The organism is Fulvivirga lutimaris, assembly GCF_009711525.1.
In the GTDB taxonomy this organism is placed as follows: domain Bacteria; phylum Bacteroidota; class Bacteroidia; order Cytophagales; family Cyclobacteriaceae; genus Fulvivirga; species Fulvivirga lutimaris.
On sequence record NZ_SMLV01000127.1, the window covers coordinates 1 to 2366 of the forward strand.

Annotated in this window: 2 protein-coding genes; both read right to left on the reverse strand. The window is 35.7% G+C overall.

The annotated features are described in order from the left end of the window. Positions 1–182: 182 nt before the first annotated feature. Positions 183–1460 carry a sensor histidine kinase gene (locus tag E1140_RS00670; RefSeq protein WP_155178026.1) on the reverse strand — a complete coding sequence of 426 codons (1278 nt, stop codon included), beginning with the start codon at positions 1458–1460 and terminating at the stop codon, positions 183–185. A 132-nt stretch (positions 1461–1592) separates the two neighbouring features. Further along, the coding region (locus tag E1140_RS00675; protein ID WP_155178027.1) for an MBL fold metallo-hydrolase at positions 1593–2366 on the reverse strand (774 nt) is incomplete at its 5' end.

Sequence of the window (2366 nt, forward strand, 5' to 3'; positions counted from 1 at the left end):
GCTGATTGAGTTGAACAAACCAAATATGAGATTGCCGTTCTGGCAATTGAAGATTATGCGAGCTTATGGAATATTTTTACTAGCTAATAAATACCCCAGCAATCTGGACACATTTCACAATACCCTGAAGTAGTGGATATTAAAAAAGGACCTATGCAATATATTGCATAGGTCCTTTTTTCTTAGGCAGTTTTGGTTTCCTTTAATTCTTTTAAAGGAATAGCAAGTTCAAAAGTAGAGCCCATGGCAGAAGATTCAATCAAGTCTACCTTTACGCCTATTTGTAATGATAACTTATTGACTATATAAAGGCCTAAGCGATGTGAAGCTTCATTACCAGTCGGCTTGGCAGATAGTTTTACAGACTTATCAAATAAAAACTTACGATCATGCTCAGAGAAACCAGGCCCAGAGTCAGTAACAAGTACCTTAACCATACCATCAGTCTGATAAGTGCTTATTTTTACCTCACCTCCTATCTGAGAGAATTTAATGGCATTGGTAATCAGGTTGTCTAATATTCTTATCAGTTGAAACCTATCAACGGTAAGTAAATGATTATCAGAGATATTTACTACCAGATTAATAGCCTTGCTATCAGCATTGATACGATACGACTGGGTAATATCTTTAATTAAATGTCCCAACTCATATGCCTCACTCTTCTTTTTTCCGCACTTCGAGGGGCCAAGTATTGAGTTTATAATTCCGTTAGAGGAATCATTTGTCTTTTTAATGAGTTCTATTATTTCTAGTTGCTCTTCTCTAAGGTTCGAACGATCTAATACTTCAATCAATCCCAATATTCTATTCGTTGGAGATTTTAAGTCATGAGTAATCACATTAATCATATCTCTTTTCTCTTCGTGCAACTGCCTTAACTTACCAATATCTTTTTGATGTATTTTGAAGTTGTTTTTTCTTAATGATGCAAAGATAAAAGCTGTAATGAGCAGAGCCGAATAGAAGGCTACCAAATTAATTGCGCGATAAGTCTCATCATATTTTGGAGGATTAAAAGTCACACCAAATTGAGTGGATACAGCTATTCCTGCAACGAAAATCAAAACTATCGTTGCCCAAAATTGAGCGTGTTGTCTTTTGGTGCACAATACATTGATAGTTAATAGTATTGCCAGCCAGAATATAGCATCCGAAAGCAAACCACCATTAAATATAACAAAGGCAAAAACAAAAAGATAAAAGCCCGATAATACAGCGTTAAGGTAATTTTCAAGCGACTTAAAGTACCGCAAAATGAAAATACAGCCAACTGAATATAGCCCTGTAAATAAATTCATGCCTAATTCAAACCAGTCAGATTTGAATAATAAAAAGGCAAAGGCTATAATAGACTGAATTATCGCTACACCTATAATACCTGCAACAATACTTTTAACCTTAAAAAAAAGATTTAAATCCTCTTTATAGTGAAGAGGAATAACCGAGTTAATAGACATAATATACCAAAAAATAGATTTGCAAACTTAACCCGGTTGTAGTTAAAATAGTATGCATACCTACCAACTAGACCTACTCATGTAAGGAAATCGGCTATTATTCTAAATAATGTTCAAACATTGGTTTCGACTCTACTTGGTTGACTCGTAAATCAGCCTAACGAATAGATCAGAATTGATAAAACCTCCGCTCCACCTATCGTGGTATTTAGCCAGTGGTTTTGCATTAATGCAGTCATCCAACATTTTTCCTTCACTCTTTAAGATTACCACCGCCTCTTTGGCTCCAACTAACATATCCCTAAGTTCTTTAACATCATTAATTGATGATATTTGCCCATGACCAGGTATGATTTTGGTGTTTTCATCTGCAATTTTCAATATTTTATCTTGCGCAGCAATAAAACCATCTATAGAGCCACCAGCACTCACATCAATAAAAGGATACCCATACCTAACAAAAGCATCACCCGTGTGTATAACATTGGCTTTTCTAAAATATACTAAGGCATCTCCATCGGTATGGGCATTAGGTAAATAGATGATATTGACATTCTCATCATTAATGAAAAAGCTCATTTCTTCACTAAAAGTTATCACCGGCCAAAAAGTTGAGGCTTTAGCCTGCACTTCCCTACCCATAATAGGATCAGAAAAGGACTCCTTTAGTCTTGCTCTCACATTATCTTGAGCGACTATTTGCGCACCATTTTTTGAAAGGTTTTCATTTCCTCCTGTATGGTCACCATGGTAATGGGTATTTACTACAAATTTAAGCTTGCCCTCAGACAATCCGGCTATAGCAGCTTTGATCTTATCACTCAACTGAGCAAACTGATCATCAACTATCATTACACCATCATTACCATGAAGTACTCCTATGTTACCTCCTGAGCCTTCCAAAAA